This is a genomic window from Janthinobacterium lividum, from assembly GCF_034424625.1.
In the GTDB taxonomy this organism is placed as follows: Bacteria; Pseudomonadota; Gammaproteobacteria; order Burkholderiales; family Burkholderiaceae_D; genus Janthinobacterium; species Janthinobacterium lividum.
In genome coordinates this window covers 2975072-2990843 of record NZ_CP139976.1, presented here as the reverse complement: position 1 = coordinate 2990843, position 15772 = coordinate 2975072, and the positions used below count along the sequence as shown (strand labels likewise).

Sequence of the window (15772 nt, the reverse complement as noted above, 5' to 3'; positions counted from 1 at the left end):
TTCGCGTGCGCATGCTTACTTGATGGTGTACTTGAACTGCCCCTGCTTGCTGGCGCTGACCTTGATTTTCGTGATCGCTGCGCCTTCGGCCATTTTGGCCAGCACCGACTCGGCGATCTCGGGCAGCACGGTGCCGTTGAGGATATTGTCGACGTTGCGCGCACCCGAATCGACTTCGGTGCAGCGCGCCAGCACTGCCTCGACCAGCGCCTCGTCGTGGCTGAATTCGGCCTTGTGATTGGCCGCGATGCGCTGGGCGATCTTGCCCAGTTTCAGGCCGATGATATTGACCAGCACATCGTCCGAGATCGGATAGAACGGAATCACTTTCAAGCGCCCCAGGAAGGCCGGCTTGAAGGTTTTCACCAGTTGCGGGCGGATCTTTTCCTCCAGCTGTTCCGGCGTCGGCAGGTCAGCCGCCGCCACATTCAGGCAGGCCTGCATCAGGATGCCCGAACCGACGTTCGAGGTCAGGATGATGATGGTGTTTTTAAAGTCGATCTCGCGCCCTTCGGCATCCTCCATCACGCCCTTGTCAAAGACCTGGAAGAACAGTTCGAGCACGTCCGGGTGAGCTTTTTCCACTTCGTCGAGCAGCACCACGCTGTACGGGTTGCGCCGCACGGCCTCGGTCAGCACGCCGCCTTCGCCATAACCGACATAGCCGGGCGGCGAGCCTTTCAGGCCCGATACGCTGTGCGCTTCCTGGTATTCGCTCATGTTGATGGTGATCAGCTTGCGTTCGCCGCCATACAGCACGTCGGCCAGCGCCAACGCCGTTTCCGTCTTGCCCACGCCGGACGGGCCGACGAACAGGAACACGCCCTTCGGCTTGTTCGGGTCGTCCAGGTTGGCGCGCGAGGTGCGCACGCGCTGCGCCACCGCCTCGATCGCATGCGACTGGCCCAGTACGCGCTCTTCCAGCATATCCTTCAGCTTGAGCACCGTGCGGATTTCATCCTTGACCATCTTGCCGAGCGGGATGCCGGTCCAGCCGGCGACGATTTCCGCCACCACGTGGCCGTCAACCTGCACCGGCACCATCGGCGTTTCGCCCTGCAGCGCGCGCAGGTCCTTCAGCAAGGCCTGCAGGTCGCCAGCCTGGCTGGCGTCCGGTTTCGCACCGGCGTTTTCCAGCTCCTGCCGCGCCGCCTTGACCTTCCCGGTCAGGGTCTTTTCGTTTTCCCAGCGCGCGGCCAGCGTCGCATGCTCGCCGGCGGCCGTGCTGCGCTGCGCGCGCAAGTCCTTCAGGCGCACCGGGTGGTTCCCGCCGCTCTTTTCCTCGCGCTCGAGCGTGGCGACTTCGGCGTCGATGCGGTCAAGCTTTTTGACCAGGTTTTCCAGCAGGGCCGGCGTGGCGTTCTGGCCCAGCGCCACCTTGGCGCAGGCGGTATCGAGCACGCTGATGGCCTTGTCGGGCAGCTGGCGGCCCATGATGTAGCGGTGCGACAGCCGTACCGCTTCGGTGATGGCTTCGTCGTAGATGCGCACATTGAAATGCTTTTCCATCAGCGGCGCCATGCCGCGCAACATGGCGCAGGCCAGTTCCTCGCTCGGCTCCTCGATCTTGACGACCTGGAAGCGGCGCGCCAGCGCGGCGTCCTTTTCAAAATACTTCTTGTACTCGCCCCAGGTGGTGGCGGCGATCGTGCGCAGCTCGCCGCGCGCCAAGGCCGGCTTGAGCAGGTTGGCCGCATCGTTCTGGCCGGCCGTGCCGCCGGCGCCGATCATGGTGTGCGCTTCGTCGATGAACAGGATGATGGCGTGCGGGCTTTTCTTGACTTCGTCGATGACGTTTTTCAGGCGGTTCTCGAACTCGCCCTTGACGCTGGCGCCAGCCTGCAGCAGGCCCATGTCCAGCGTATGGATCTCGACGCCCTTCAACACATCGGGCACGTCGTCCTGCGCGATGCGCAGCGCCAGCCCTTCGACCACGGCCGTCTTGCCCACGCCCGCCTCGCCCGTCAGGATGGGATTGTTCTGGCGCCGGCGCATCAGGATATCGATCGCCTGGCGGATCTCGGCATCGCGCCCGATCACCGGATCGACCTTGCCGTCGCGCGCGCGCGCCGTCAGGTTGGTGGTGAACTGGTCCAGCGCCGGGGTTTTCGACGCGGCCGCGCGCCCTTCCAGTTCGCCGACCGGATCGCCGCCCTCCCCCGCCTCGCCATCGGCAGCCGGGGCGCCTGCCGCTTCCTGCGAGCCTTGCGTGATCTTGTCGAGGTTGTGCTTCAGGTCGTCGAGCTTGAATTTGTTGAACAGTTTCGAGCCGCGGTAAGCCAGCTGCGCCAGCTCCGGGTCGGTCAGCAGCGCCTGCAGCAGATGGGCGCTGCGGATGCTCGCCTGGCGGCCGGCCTGCACGTCGAGCGACGCGATCAGCCAGGCATTTTCAAACAGCTTCGGCAGCCTGGGCGAAAACACGGGGGTGCGCGCATTGCCGGTCTGCAGGCGCGCCACCTCGGCCTGCAGGTCCGCTTCGAGCATGCTGACGCTGATGCCGCTGTGGCGGGCGATCAGCGCAAAGTCGCTGGCCGGCTGTTCCAGCAGGGCCAGGAACAGGTGTTCCAGGTCGACCTCGTATTGTCCGAGGCCGACGCAGATGCCGGCGGCGCGGGTGGCGGCGGTGCGGCTGGTGTCATTGAGCTTGCTGATCAGCGTCTTGAGGTTGATGCTCATGGGGCAAAGGTCCTTGTGTGGAAACGGATAAAAAAGGAAAAATAATTCATGCCAGCGTATGCAGTTCATAGCGCACGTCGCCACGGTCCTGCGCGGCGCCGGAGGTGATCAGGAAGCTGTCCCAGCCCAGCCGCCCGCCGCTGCGCGGCTGCTCCAGCGTGACGCCATGCACATCCTCGGCGCGCAACACCAGCTGCACTTCGTATTCGAGGCACAGGCCGGTAAACATGGTGAGCATTTTTTCCAGCGCGCGCGCCGCCGCACCGCCCGGCAGAAAGGCGTCGAAATGCATGCGCGCCAACGGTCCGACCACCAGCCGCATGCGCAAGTCGCGCTGCCAGACGCGCGCGCCGACCAGCGCGGTCGAACCCAGCATGGCGTTCATGCCACCCAGGCTGCTTTGCTGGTCGGGCGGCACGTCGTACCAGCAGCCGACAAACTGGGTCACCTTGATGGTCTGGCCGAAATAGGCCGACAATACCTGGCCGATCGCCACCGCCGATGGCGGCCGGTGCCGCATGGCGGCCGCAAAAAACCCCACCGACTCGTCGAGCACACCGTCGCCATCGTCGTACAGGCGCTGGCGCAGCGACGCATGGCCCAGTCCCGCCAGCGACAGCAGCAGCGGCAGGAACTTGTCCCTGCCATCAAGCTGGTACTTGAGTTCCAGGCGGTACTTGCGCCACGCTTCGTAGAACAGCGCCAGCGCCCGGCTGGAAAAGGTGTCGAGAAAGGCGCGCGGTCCTTCGTCCTTTTCGTACAATTGGTGCGCGGCGATGCGTTCGGTATAGTGGGCCGGCAGCGCGCCGGCCACGCCGAGAAAGCCCATGAAGGCAGGCGTGATGCGGACGTATTTCAGTTCGCCGCCCCGCACGGCCTCGCCCAGCGCGCGCATGTCGGCCGCCAGGGCGCCCAGCTCGCGCGGTTCCGCCTGCACCGCTTCAAGCTGGCTGGGTGCAAAATTGAGCGACACCGAATTTTGAAAGCGCAGGTAGTTGGCCACCGCGCCCTCGCGCGCCATGCCGTTGCGAACCAGCCAGAGTTCGAGCATGCGCACCGCCTGGAAGTACTGGAAGCGGTAAGGCTCGGCGAACAGGCGCTCGATTACACTAGGCTCAAATCGCCGCTGCGTGGTTTGCATCGCAACAACTCCTCTCCCGATTTTTTCGACAGTACCACCAGTTGGGTAAAACTGTTGGCATGCACGTACAGGCCGAGAAAGCACTCGACGATATGGGCAAACGCATGGATGCCGCTGCCCACAAACGCTTCCTCGTCGAGCGTCAGCCGCACTTCCAGGCCGCGCACCAGGCAGGCGAAGGGATTGCCGGGCAGCCAGGCGTTGGCCGCCTTGTGGTCGATCGCCGCAATGCCGCTGATCTGCCGTTGCGAGGTCGCCGAGCGGGGCAAGTCATACAGGGTCAGCATTTCCTGGAACGCTTCCAGGCCGCTGCCCGACAGCGACAGATGGTTCAGCGACAGGTGCGAGATCAGGCGCCAGTGCGCGCCGCGCCCCCGCTCGAAGCGGTGCGATTCCGTCGGCTTGCGCAGGAAGTGGATGCTGCGCACGCTCGATCCGCCTTCCAGGAACAGGTCGCCGCCGCGCAGGCCATAGGTCAGTTGCGCCGGCAGGTCGCGGTTGGTGCAGCTCAGCTCCAGGCTGAGGGTATCGGTTTCAATCGCGGCCGGATCGAAATCGATGTCGACGATGGAAATCTCGGTCTCGTAACCGGGGCTTTTCTCGCTGATGGTGTCATCGCGCCGCATTACCCAGTAATGGCCATCCCTGGCCGGCATCTGGCCGTGGCGCAGCGAATAGAACGGGCGAAATTCCGTGATCGACTCCCCTTGCGGCGTCTGGCGCACCAGCTTGACCGATTCGATGGCCTGCACCTCGAAGGCGTAGGCGCGGCGCGCATCGGCCAGCACCGGATAGCTGGCGGCCGTATGCGTCAGCCGGATCGGCTCGCCGCGCAGGCGGAACAGGTTGACCACCGGCGTGCAGCCCAGCAGCAGGTTATTCGTCGACATGGTGCCCAGCATGCGCGCCGTATTTGAATCCGTGCGCAGCCCGGCCAGGGCCAGGTGCAAGGTGATGCGCCGGCAGCCGGACGGCAGCGGCGCGCACAGCGCGGCCAGGTCGATGTCGAAAAAATTGAATTTTTCGGGAAAACAGAAGTATTCGGTCAGCAGCCGGTAGGCCGGATGCGAACGGGCTGAAAACGGGATCAGCGCATCGTCCTCGGCATAGCCGGCGGCGCTGACGGGGATCTGCGCCAGCGCGCTCCAGCGTCCGCTATCGTCCGCTTCCACATAGGCCTTGAGCGTGCGCATGAACAGCGCGTCGCGCAGCGCCGCGCAAAACGAAGGCTCGCCGTCGATGAACACGCGCAGCTTTTTGACACCCAGTTGCGCCAGACTGATCTGATCGGCGGTCGCTTCGATGACGATGCTGACGCTGGAGGTGGCGTTGGGCGGCAGTTGCACCTGCTCGGGCGCGTCGATGATGGCGGCAAACGCCGCATGCGTCAGCGCCAGCGGCGCCACGGTGACCGGATACGCGGTGCGGAAGGTGCACGCGACGCCCTTGACGGGGCGCGTGGCCAGTTCGGTGCCGCGCGCAATCTCGGTGGCGGCCGTCAGCTGCGCCGCCGCACCGCTGTAGTCGAGACGCGCGATCGAGCACGAAGGAAACGGCCGCAGGTAATGCGGATACAGCACCTCGAACAGCGCCTCGGTGAATTCAGGGTAATCGTCATCGAGGCGTTTCGAGATGCGCGAATTGAGCAGCGCGAAGGACTGGATCATGCGCTCGATATGCGGGTCTTCGCAGACTTCGCCGCCGATCAGCAGCCGTCCCGCGATCTTCGGGTAGCGCTCGGAAAACTCGCGCGAATAGCGGCGCAGGAAACCCAGTTCACGTTCGTAATACGGCAATAATTCTTCCAAGTTCAGGCTCCTTGCGCCGCACGGCGCGCCTTGCTGATCGTGTAATGCAGGCTTGACGGCTGCAGGATGGCGTCGAAGTTGACGGGTTCCTGGGCCGAGTGCACCACCAATAGCGCGGTGATGGCGAAATTGAGGCGATTGATCGAGCCTTCCTGGATTTCCAGCGAAGCGCGCACGCTGCGCAGGCGCGGCTCATGGCGCGCGATGGCCTTTTCCAGACACTGGCAGATATACGCGCGGTCATCGGAACTCGACAAGCTCAGGCCGGCGAAATCATTGAGGCCGTAGGTGACAATCGAGCGGCCGCATTCGGGAAATTTTTTCAGCAGCGCTTCCGGTATCACGGTGCGCGTGTTGAGCAGCGCCTCCAGGTCGCGCGCCACGGTGTCTTTCAAATCCTCCAGCGACAGGCGCGAGACGGTGCTGCTGGAAGCACCCTGGATAGGCGTGTCCATCAGGCGGTCGAACAATCCCGGCGTAAAACCCTTCATCGGTATCCCGTCATTGGCAGTGGGAAGGAACAAAAGGGCGGCCTGCGGCGGCCCTTTGATTCAGGAGCATCAGTCACGCAGGCACAAGCCGGAGTCACCGTCGGCGGCTAGCCGGAACGGCTTCATCCGGCAAGGGCCGTTGCCGATCAAATCGTCTTGTTGGCCGACAGATCCCAGCCGCCGGAGGTATTGCCGCCTGAGCCGCCACCGACTTTTTGCTGCGTGTATTTCCACTTGACCTTGGAATACTTGATCGACACATTTTCGCCGAGGATGTCGCCAGCCGCGACGGATGGCGCCACGCTGCTGATCAGCACGTTTTCCAGTTCGATCTCGAAGTACTTGATGCGCTCGCCCTGGCCGTCAGCACGCAGGAATTCGAATTTGGCTTTCGGGATCGTTTTACCGGATGAGCAATTTTGCAGCAGCAGGGGCGTGGCGAGGTCGGCCAGCTTGGCGACCACGATATCCTTGTGCTCGGTACGTTCGGCGGTATGTCCGCCGCCCGTCGAGGCGGTGGCGGATTTCGGCTGCAGTACTTCCCACTGGACCGACTTGCATTCGATCCAATCTTTGTGGGAGGTGTCGGTGGATTCGCCTTTGATACCATCAATTTGCAAGTAAACGTCGATTGCCATGTCATTCCTTTCGGTTGTTTATGAAAAAATCAGGATTTGGTCGATTGCGGCAGCTCCGCGACCAAACGGAGTGAAACGGACAGCTCATCGAGCTGGAAATGGGGACGCAGGAAGGAAATCGCCCGGTAGACGCCCGGACGGCCAGGCACTTCCGACACCTGCACCGATGCTTCGCGCAGTGGAAACTGGGCCTTCTGCTCCTGGCTGGCGTTATCGTCGAGCAGCACGTATTGCATCAGCCAGCGATTGAGGAAATCTTCGACGTTGGACGCGGCGGCAAAGCTGCCGATCTTGTCGCGCATCATCGCCTTCATGTAATGGGCGATGCGCGAGACGGCAAAGATGTATTGCAGCTGCGACGACAGCACCGCATTCGCATTGGCGGAATCGGTGTTGTACTTCTTGGCCTTCTGCGCCGACTGGGCGCCGAAGAACGCCGCGTAATCCGTGTTTTTGCAATGCACCAGCGAAATGAAACCCAGGTCGCTCAGCTCTTTTTCGCGCCGGTCGGTAATCGCAATCTCGGTCGGGCATTTCAGCGCCACTTCGCCCTCGTCGGTCTTGAAGGTATGGGTCGGCAAGTCTTCGACCAGGCCGCCGCCTTCCACGCCGCGGATCGCCGCGCACCAGCCGTAATCGTCGAAGGCCGCCGTCAGCTTGGCGCCGAAGGCATAGGCGGCATTGCACCACAGGTATTTCTGGTGGTTGGTGCCATCGACATCCTCGACGAAGTTGAAGCCGTCGACGGTGGCGCCGTCGGCCGGATTGAACGGCAGGCGCCCCAGGTAGCGCGGCAGCGTGAGGCCGACGTAGCGCGCATCTTCCGATTCGCGGAACGACTTCCACTTCGCATATTCGACCGTGTCGAACACCTTGGCCAGGTCGCGCGGCTTGCCGAGGTCGGAATAGCTCTCGAGGCCGAAGAGCTCGGGCGATGCGGCCGAAATGAAGGGCGCGTGGGCGGCAGCGGCCACATGCGACATCTGTTCGAGGAAATACATGTCTTCGGGCTGGCGCGTGAATTCGAAGTCGCCCAGCAGCGCGCCGAATGGAGCACCGCCGAAAGTGCCGAACTCTTCCTCATACACTTTCTTGAACATGGTCGACTGATCGAATTCCAGCGCGCTCTGGAAATCGCGCACCAGCTCGCGCTTGGTGGCGTTCAGCAGCTTGATCTTCAGGTTGGTGCCGGTGGGCGTGTTATCGACCAGGTGATGCAGGCCGGTCCAGCTGCTTTCCAGCTTCTGGAATTCGGGCGCATGCATGATGACGCTGAGCTGGCGCGAAATGAGTCTGTCCAGCTCGGCAACGCGCGCATCGATGGTGGCCGCCAGGTTGTCCGACACCACCACGGTGCCCTCCATCACCTGGCTGACCAGTTCTGAAATCAGATCCTTGGCGCGTGCATGCTCGACGCTGGATTTGGCAACCTTGCTTTGTTCGACGATCTGGTCAAGCAAGCCGATATCGGTGGTCGCGGCGGCGCCGGACGCGGGGGTCAGTTGAGCGGACATGGGATCAGTCTTTCTTGGCGGTGGATTGTTGTTCCAGCTGGGCCAGCTTTTCCGTGCTGTTGAGCACGTCGTTCAGGATATCTTCCAGCTTGTCGTTGCCGGCCAGCTTGTTGCGCAGGTCGGCCAGCTTGGTGCGCGCCTCGAGCAGGCGGCGCAATGGCGCCACCTGCTCCACCACCGCCTCGGGACGGAAGTCATTGAGCGACTTGAAGCGCAGGTCGACGCGCAGCTGGCCGCCTTCATCGCTGAGCTCATTGCTGACGCCAAACGCGGCGCGCGGCTCGACGCCCTTGAGCACCTCGTCGAAATTGTCGCGGTCAATACCGATGAACTTGCGGTCCTTCAGCCGTTTCTGCTCGACTTCCGAATTGCCGCCGAAGTCGCCCACGACGCCCATCACGAAGGGCAGTTCCTTGTTTTCAATCGCATCGCCGATTTCCACGTCATACGTCATCTGCACGCGTGGCGGCCGGACCTTTTGCAGGCGTTTTTGAACACTTTCTTTTTTTGACATGACACATCCCTTCACGAGTAATCGGCGGCATCCGCGATGCCCTGGTAGATTGCTACTGCCTCAGCTTCACTTCAAACCATCGAAGGGATTGGCACTGCTGTCAGCAGTCTTGCTCTGTCCCTTGCGCGGCGGACGCGCCGGTTGCTTGTCGCGCGCCTGCGCCGCGGCAGGCGCCGGTACCAGCACGGTTTCGCCCAGGCTTTCGCGCAACAGCTTGGCCAGATCCTGCGATTCGGTGCGCAGCGGGCCGGACAGGTTGTTCTGGCGGCTCAGGTCGGCCAATGCACGCGTCGACAGGCGCAGTCCGCTGATCGCAATGACGCTGTTGGCCAGTTTGTCGGCGGGGTCGCGCACCAGCACTTCCTGGGCATTGATGATGGCGTCGCCGTACTGGCCCGCCTCATAGCGGGTCTGCGCCATGCGGACCCATGGATTCTTATCGGCTGGGAATTCGACAGCGGCTTGTTTCCACAAACCCATGGCCGCTTCGTTGTTGCCCGAACTGGCAGCCTGGGTCGCCTTCGCCATCAGCTCGTCGAGCGAGGGTGGCGGCGGCGCCGTCTTGACCGCAGGCGCGGTGCTGCAGGCACTGAGCGTCAATGCGCAGGCAACCGCGGCAAAAAAATGGAGTGTGAATTGGCGAGACATGGTCTGATTTCCCTCAAAAAAAAAGATGACGCGGTCATTAAAAAACTTGCAATTTATAGTTGCCAAATTCTTATTTTTGCGAGACTAACACGGATTGAATATTGACTCCGTTCAATAGAAAATACGCGAAAACTCACAATCCGATCGGCCGCAAAGGCAGGCACCATGCGGGAAACGTACCGTACGCGCCTTTCTTCCAGATAATGTTAATGTTGTTGCAGTTGCGAAAAAAGCACATAATTTCTTATTGCAAAGATTGAATGATCGGATGCACCTGCAAGGCGCCGATCGCGCTGCAAAAGAGCCCGGGAGCGGCAGCGTTCTCCGCGCTTTTACTTCCTCGGGAAAAAGGGCAATCGATGAGCATTACAAGCAAATTGTTATGGGGTGAAGGCCTGTTTCTGCGCCCCCAGCACTTCCAGCAGCAAGACCGGTACCATGAACATCGCCTGCACGAAAGCATCAAGGCGCTGCATCCCTACGCCTGGGGTGTCAATCACGTGCAGATCGACCGCGATGCGCTGAGCAATAACACGCTGCGGCTGCTGGAACTGTCGCTGGTGTTCCAGGATGGCGAAATCTACAACGCTCCCGGCGCCGACGAGTTGCCCGAAGCCCTGGACCTGAGCAAGCTGCTGCAATCACAGCAAACCGTCACGTTTTATGCCGCCCTGCCCGCCTTCAAACACTTCGGCGGCAACTTTGCCGCGCCCGACCAAACCAACAGCGCAGCCCGCTACGGTCAGACCAACCTGGAAACGCCCGACCTGTACACCCATGCGGCGCAGGCCGAACTGGCCTACCTGCAAAAATCGCTGCGCCTGGTGGCCGAATCGGAACCGCGCGATTCGTATGTGAATTTTCCGTTGCTGCGCCTGCGGCGCCTGTCGACCGGCGGCTTCGAGCCGGACCCGTCGTTCGTGCCGCCGAGCCTGTCGATCCGCAGCGCCCCGCTGCTGTTCCTGCAACTGCGCCGCCTGATCGATGCGCTGCAGGCAAAGGTCAACGCCCTGTACGGCCACCACCGCGAGCCGAGCAAAAATGTGATCGAATTTCGCTCCGGCGACATGTCCTCGTTCTGGCTGCTGCACACGGCCAGTTCGGCCTTCGCCTCGCTCAGCCATTATTTCCATCATCCGGCGCTGCACCCGGAGCGCCTGTACGAAGCGCTGCTGGCCCTGGCCGGCGCGCTGATGACGTTCTCGAAAACCCATGCGCTGGCCGACCTGCCGGCTTATCAGCACACCGATCCGGGGCCGTCGTTCGCGCGCCTGCACGCGATCATCCGCGAACTGCTCGACACGGTGATCTCGTCAAAATATTTCGCCATTGCATTGACCGAAATCAAGCCGTCTTACCATCACGGCAAGCTCGATTCCGGCAAGATCGACGACAAGACCGCGTTTTACCTGGGCGTCTCGGCCGACCTGCCGGGCGTGGAACTGGTGGACGTGGTGCCGCTGCGCTTCAAGATCGGCGCGCCCGACGATGTGGAAAAATTCGTGCTGTCGGCCCTGCCCGGCGTGCGCCTGCAGCACACGCCGCAAGTGCCGGCCGCCGTGCCCGTGCGGCCCGATACGTACTACTTCACCATCGAAGCGAAGGGCCAGATGTACGACCGCATGCTGCAGGCCCAGTCGATTTCGATCTACGTTCCGTCCGGCATGCGGGATCTGAAACTTGAACTTGTCGCCATTACTTCCTGAAGATAAACGATGAATGCAAACGCCCCCTCCCTGATGTCCGGCGGCTCCGCCGCTTACGCATCGAGCGTACCTGCCGGCCCGGGCACGGAACATACGCTGACGGACCTGATGTACGACGGTTTCTACGCGCTGTTCATGCTGAAAAACGGCAGCGGCCCGCAAGACAATGCCGATTTCATCAGAAAGATGACGCAGTTTCTCGACGAATTCGGGCACGCGGCGAAAAAACATGCGGCCTCGGCCGACGATATCGATGCCGCCAAATATGCATTTTGTGCGGCTGTCGACGAAATCATCCTGCGCTCGCCGTATGCCATCCGCGACGACTGGGCGCGCCGCCCGCTGCAACTGGTGCTGTTCGGCGACCAGCTGGCCGGCGAGAATTTCTTCATCCGTCTCGAAGCCCTGCGCGCGCGCGGCAGCGCACACCTGCAGGCGCTGGAAGTGTTTCACATGTGCCTGCTGCTCGGCTTCCAGGGGCGGTACATCCTGGAAGGCTCGGAAAAACTGGCCTACCTGACGGCCCGCCTGGGTGACGAGATCGCCCAGATGAAGGGCAAGAAAGCCGGCTTTGCGCCACATGCGGAACGCCCCGACCAGATTGCGCACAAGTTGCGCAACGACGTGCCGCTGTGGGTGCTGTGCTCGATATTCGCGCTGATCTGTGCACTCGGTTACCTGGGCCTGCGCACCATGCTGGCCAAAAACACCGAACAGCAGATGAACGCCTACAGCGATATCGTCAAACTGGCGCCGCGCACGGCCAACCTGACCATCACGTTGCCTTAATGAGCGGCCCGGCAACGACAGAGGCCGCCCTGGGGGTGTTCGGCACCGGCCTGTCCCAGCATGCGCGGCTGATCACGCTTGCCACGGCGCAGGAATCGAACCTGCCCGAATCGCTGATGGTGGAGCGGATGACGGGCCGCGAGGCGGTCAATGAGCTGTTCCGCTTCGAGGTCGATGCCTTGAGCACGGCGGCGGGCCTGGACCTGGCCAGCTTTCTCGGGGAAGAAATCACGCTCAAGCTGCTGCAGCCCGACGGCAGCTGGCGCGCCTGGCACGGACTGTGCACCGACTGCGGCTTTGCCGGCGCCGATGGCGGCGTGGCGCGCTACCGGCTGCGCCTCGAGCCTGCCCTGGCCTTGCTGGGCTTGCGCCGCGACAGCTATATCTTCCAGGACAAGAACGCGCGCGACCTCATCACGGAGCTGCTCGGCGACTATCCGCAGGTCCGTTTCGAATTCGATGTCAGCCAGGAACTGGCGCCACGCCCCGTCTGGACCCAATACCGCGAAAGCGACCTGGCCTTCCTGACCCGCGTGCTGGCCTTCGAAGGCCTGAGCTGGCGCTTCGAGCACGAACAGGATGGAGCGGCGCAACAAGGCGAACAACAGAACGCGCAGCAGGCAAAACACAAGCTGGTGATTTTCGACAGCAAGGCAGTCGCGCCGCCGACGCCGGGCGTGGCTGGCCTACGCTTTCACGGCGTGCGCGCCAGCGATACCGATGACGCCATCGACAGCTTCAGCGCGCGGCGCCAGGTGCGGCCCAATGCGGTCGGCATCAGCAGCTGGGACCCGCAGCAACTGGCGGCGCCGGCTGCCGAACACAGTTCGAGCCTGCAGGCGGGCGAGCTGCCGCCCCTGCCCCTGTACGACGGCTCCGGCGAACGGCGCTATGCCGACAGCACGGCGGCCGATCCGCACGGCCTGCGCATGCTACAGGCGCTGGAACTGGAGAACAAGCAATTCACGGGCGCTGGCGCGGTGCGGCGCATGGCGGCCGGCCACGCCTTTAACCTGCTGCAGCACGAGCACTATGCCGATGGCGCCAACCAGTTCACCGTGCTCTGGGTCGAGCACGAAGCACGCAACAACCTGGGGCCAGCCGGCGGCGCGCTGACGGCGCTACTGTCGAAACTGTCGGCAGTGGCCAGCCTGAGCGACGTCGCCAGCCTGCTCGATGGCCAGCTCGAGGCCGGCACCTACCGCAATACCTTCGCTTGCGCGCGGACCAGCGTGGCCATCGTGCCGCTCGCCACCGCCGCGCGCGTGGCCAGCAGCGCGCTGGGGCCGCAAACGGCGCTGGTGGTCGGCCTGCCCGACAGCGTGGCGACCACCGGGCGCGACCACCAGGTACGCATCCAGTTCGCCTGGCAACGGGGCGGCGCCGCCAATCCGGGCGGCATGGGGCACAACACGGATCAACAGGGCAACGCACCCGGCAATGAAGCGTCAGGCACCTGGGTGCGCGTTGCCGAAGCCTTGGCCGGCCCGAACTGGGGTTCGCAATTTACGCCGCGCATCGGCACCGAAGTGCTGGTCGACTTCATCGAAGGCGACATGGACCGTCCGCTGGTAGTGGCCCAGCTCTATACCGGCAGCGACGCGCCGCCGTATGCGGCCGGCGTCGGCTCGGACGTCAATCACGCCGGCGTCATTTCCGGCATCCACAGCCACAATTTCGATGGCGGCGGCTATAACCAGTGGGTGATCGACGACACGCCGGGCCAGTTGCGCACCCGCCTGGCGACGAGCAGCGCAGCCACGCAGCTGAACCTCGGCTACCTGGTCCAGCAGGGCCCCAACACGGCCCAGCGCGGCAGTTACCGCGGCAGCGGTTTCGAACTGCGCACCGATGCCTGGACGGTGCTGCGCGGCGGCGAAGGCGTGCTCATCTCGACCACCACCCGCGCACAGACTGGCGCGGGCGTTGCTTCTACCCAGCTCGACACCATGGAAGCGCTGGCCCAGCTGAAAGGCGCGGCCGAACTGAACAAGTCGCTGGCCGAGGCCGCACAGCAACAAACCGCCCTGTTCAGCCAGGACGCGAAACAGGCCCAGCTGGACTTGATCAAGCAGATCGATCCGCAGCATGATGGCAAATACCAAGCGAGCGTGGGCGGTCAGGAAGCACTGAAGGCCAGCGCAGGCGAGCGCAAGCTGGCCGCCGACCAGCCGGTGGAAAAGTTCGGCCAGCCGCTGGTACTGATGGAAGCGCCTGCCAGCATCAACTGGGCCACGCCCGGCTCGACCGTGGTGTTTGCCGCCCAGCAGTTGCACTGGACGATGCAAGCGGACTTGCACATGACGGCCGGCCACACCTATTCATCCGTGTCGGCCAGCGCGCAAGGACTGTTTACCCACGCCGGCGGCATCCAGGCAATTGCCGCCAACGGCCCCGTATCGCTGCAGGCGCATACGGGGCAACTGGAAATCCTGGCCGACAAGGCCATTACCGTGATCTCGGTCAACGACTGCATCGACATCAAGGCCAATCAGAAGATCACGCTGCAGGCCGGGCAATCGTCGATCACGCTTGAAGGCGGCAATATCACGTTTACCTGTCCCGGCAACTTCACGGTCAAGGGCGGCCAGCACGTGTTCAACGGCGGCGCCAGCGCGGCGGGCGTGCTGCCGGCGCTGCCGGACACGCGCATCAAGCTGTTCGATGAAGGCTTCGTGCTGCGCGACCGCGACACGGGCGAAGCGATGCCGCGCCAGCCCTACCGCATCAAGCGCGAAGATGGCAGCTATGAGAGCGGCATGACCGACGAAAAGGGCTTGACGCATGTGATTGCGGCCGCCGCCACCGAGGCGCTGGTGATCGAGCTGCTGAAAACCGTGGGCGGCCAGGATTCGGCACCGGCACCGGCATCCGCCCCCTCTTCCGCACCGGCGCCGGTGCCAGGTTCGCCAGGGCAGCCGGCAGCCAGGGCCAGCACCCCGCCGGAACCGAAATACAAACCGGCAGGCGACTCCAGCACCACGCCGGTGGACAACAAGCGCCGCAAGGAAGTGCTGGTCAAGCTGCCGGCCTGCTGGATCGAGGACTACGAAAAGGAAATCGCCGGTCCCTCGTATGGCCGCTATGCGCAGCCTTACCAGCACGACGGCACGCCGCACAAATACAAGGACAGGATCTGGTTCAAGCTGTACGTGCCGTCAAAATCGGACGGTCCGGTGGTGGTGGAAGTGCGCTTCAAGGCCATCACGGTACTGGACGCCGCAGGACAGGCGCTGGAAGAGAGCGACAAGGGCACGGAATCGGCGGCGCTGCGCGTCAAGCAGCGCGCCAACGTGGTGGCGCTGGCGAAGAAAAACGCGACGGCCGGCATCGAAGGCAACTGGAACAACAAGTTCCGGCTTGAAATCAATGATCCGCAATGCGGACAAAAAGTGTTGCCCGTAGTTTTCCGCGTCCTCTGGGTCGACGAGAATCAGCATTACACGCTGCAGATCCACAAGCGCTATGACCGCGAAAACGTGACCGGCGACGTCATGAACGTGTCGCTGGCAACGGCACTGACCACGTATGCGCATGAATTCGGGCATTGCGTCGGCATGCCCGACGAATACTCGTACACGGAATTCGAAGAAACGGTACGCTATTTCAAGCCCGACGGCACGCTCGACGAGCCCATCGTCTGCCACGTCAACGGCACCTCGCCGGAAGACCTGACGCAATCGATCATGTCGTACGCAGAAGGCGCGCGGATCCTGAAACGCCACGGCTGGAATATCGCGATCGAGGCGCAGGAATTACTGAGCAAAAAAATCGGCAGGAAAATACGATGCGATATTGTCTGACCCTGCTTATCTATGCCATGCTGATGGCACTACCATTGAAAGCA

At 62.9% G+C, this 15772-nt stretch carries 11 protein-coding genes; 3 read left to right on the top strand and 8 right to left on the bottom strand.

What is annotated here, in order from left to right; genetic code table 11:
• Positions 1 to 15 precede the first annotated feature (15 nt).
• The 8 genes from tssH to U0004_RS13590 all read right to left on the bottom strand — a co-directional run bounded on the left by tssH (position 16) and on the right by U0004_RS13590 (position 9430).
• Complete coding sequence (tssH, locus tag U0004_RS13625; RefSeq protein ID WP_070257322.1) at positions 16 to 2676, bottom strand: type VI secretion system ATPase TssH; 2661 nt, start codon at positions 2674 to 2676, stop codon at positions 16 to 18.
• 46 nt (positions 2677 to 2722) lie between these two features.
• Entirely contained in the window at positions 2723 to 3817 is a 1095-nt protein-coding gene (gene tssG / locus U0004_RS13620; protein ID WP_070257325.1) for a type VI secretion system baseplate subunit TssG, read from the bottom strand.
• Positions 3781 to 5625: a type VI secretion system baseplate subunit TssF gene (gene tssF / locus U0004_RS13615; RefSeq protein ID WP_070257334.1), complete on the bottom strand. Its 1845-nt coding sequence runs from the start codon at positions 5623 to 5625 to the stop codon at positions 3781 to 3783. Before tssF ends, tssG begins: the two co-directional genes overlap by 37 nt.
• Positions 5626 to 5627: 2 nt before the next feature.
• On the bottom strand, positions 5628 to 6116 hold the full coding sequence (gene tssE, locus U0004_RS13610) for a type VI secretion system baseplate subunit TssE (protein ID WP_070257336.1): 489 nt from the start codon (positions 6114 to 6116) through the stop codon (positions 5628 to 5630).
• Between the two features lie 146 nt (positions 6117 to 6262).
• Positions 6263 to 6754, bottom strand: coding sequence for an Hcp family type VI secretion system effector (locus U0004_RS13605; protein ID WP_034752191.1), 492 nt, complete (start codon positions 6752 to 6754; stop codon positions 6263 to 6265).
• A gap of 29 nt (positions 6755 to 6783) precedes the next feature.
• Positions 6784 to 8268, bottom strand: a complete 1485-nt coding sequence (gene tssC, locus U0004_RS13600; protein ID WP_034777802.1) for a type VI secretion system contractile sheath large subunit — start codon at positions 8266 to 8268, stop codon at positions 6784 to 6786.
• A gap of 4 nt (positions 8269 to 8272) precedes the next feature.
• Complete coding sequence (gene tssB, locus U0004_RS13595) at positions 8273 to 8782, bottom strand: type VI secretion system contractile sheath small subunit (protein WP_070257339.1); 510 nt, start codon at positions 8780 to 8782, stop codon at positions 8273 to 8275.
• 66 nt (positions 8783 to 8848) lie between these two features.
• Positions 8849 to 9430 (bottom strand): tetratricopeptide repeat protein, encoded by a 582-nt coding sequence (locus U0004_RS13590; protein ID WP_052139838.1) that lies wholly within the window; start codon positions 9428 to 9430, stop codon positions 8849 to 8851.
• A gap of 359 nt (positions 9431 to 9789) precedes the next feature.
• Between U0004_RS13590 and tssK the strand changes: the two genes are divergently transcribed.
• The 3 genes from tssK to U0004_RS13575 are packed head-to-tail and all read left to right on the top strand — an operon-like array spanning position 9790 to position 15728.
• Positions 9790 to 11136 (top strand): type VI secretion system baseplate subunit TssK, encoded by a 1347-nt coding sequence (gene tssK, locus U0004_RS13585; RefSeq protein ID WP_070257341.1) that lies wholly within the window; start codon positions 9790 to 9792, stop codon positions 11134 to 11136.
• Between the two features lie 9 nt (positions 11137 to 11145).
• Positions 11146 to 11925, top strand: a complete 780-nt coding sequence (gene icmH, locus U0004_RS13580) for a type IVB secretion system protein IcmH/DotU (protein WP_034777796.1) — start codon at positions 11146 to 11148, stop codon at positions 11923 to 11925.
• Positions 11925 to 15728 (top strand): type VI secretion system Vgr family protein, encoded by a 3804-nt coding sequence (locus U0004_RS13575; RefSeq protein ID WP_081345684.1) that lies wholly within the window; start codon positions 11925 to 11927, stop codon positions 15726 to 15728. The genes icmH and U0004_RS13575 overlap by 1 nt, the downstream gene beginning before the upstream one ends.
• Positions 15729 to 15772 lie beyond the last annotated feature (44 nt).

What these genes read in the sequence shown, in the direction of transcription:
- tssC (WP_034777802.1), bottom strand. Translation starts at nt 8,268, where the DNA reads ATGTCCGCTCAACTGACCCCCGCGTCCGGCGCCGCCGCGACCACCGAT.
- U0004_RS13605 (WP_034752191.1), bottom strand. Translation starts at nt 6,754, where the DNA reads ATGGCAATCGACGTTTACTTGCAAATTGATGGTATCAAAGGCGAATCC.
- U0004_RS13590 (WP_052139838.1), bottom strand. Translation starts at nt 9,430, where the DNA reads ATGTCTCGCCAATTCACACTCCATTTTTTTGCCGCGGTTGCCTGCGCA.
- tssH (WP_070257322.1), bottom strand. Translation starts at nt 2,676, where the DNA reads ATGAGCATCAACCTCAAGACGCTGATCAGCAAGCTCAATGACACCAGC.
- tssK (WP_070257341.1), top strand. Translation starts at nt 9,790, where the DNA reads ATGAGCATTACAAGCAAATTGTTATGGGGTGAAGGCCTGTTTCTGCGC.
- tssB (WP_070257339.1), bottom strand. Translation starts at nt 8,782, where the DNA reads ATGTCAAAAAAAGAAAGTGTTCAAAAACGCCTGCAAAAGGTCCGGCCG.
- U0004_RS13575 (WP_081345684.1), top strand. Translation starts at nt 11,925, where the DNA reads ATGAGCGGCCCGGCAACGACAGAGGCCGCCCTGGGGGTGTTCGGCACC.
- icmH (WP_034777796.1), top strand. Translation starts at nt 11,146, where the DNA reads ATGAATGCAAACGCCCCCTCCCTGATGTCCGGCGGCTCCGCCGCTTAC.
- tssG (WP_070257325.1), bottom strand. Translation starts at nt 3,817, where the DNA reads ATGCAAACCACGCAGCGGCGATTTGAGCCTAGTGTAATCGAGCGCCTG.
- tssE (WP_070257336.1), bottom strand. Translation starts at nt 6,116, where the DNA reads ATGAAGGGTTTTACGCCGGGATTGTTCGACCGCCTGATGGACACGCCT.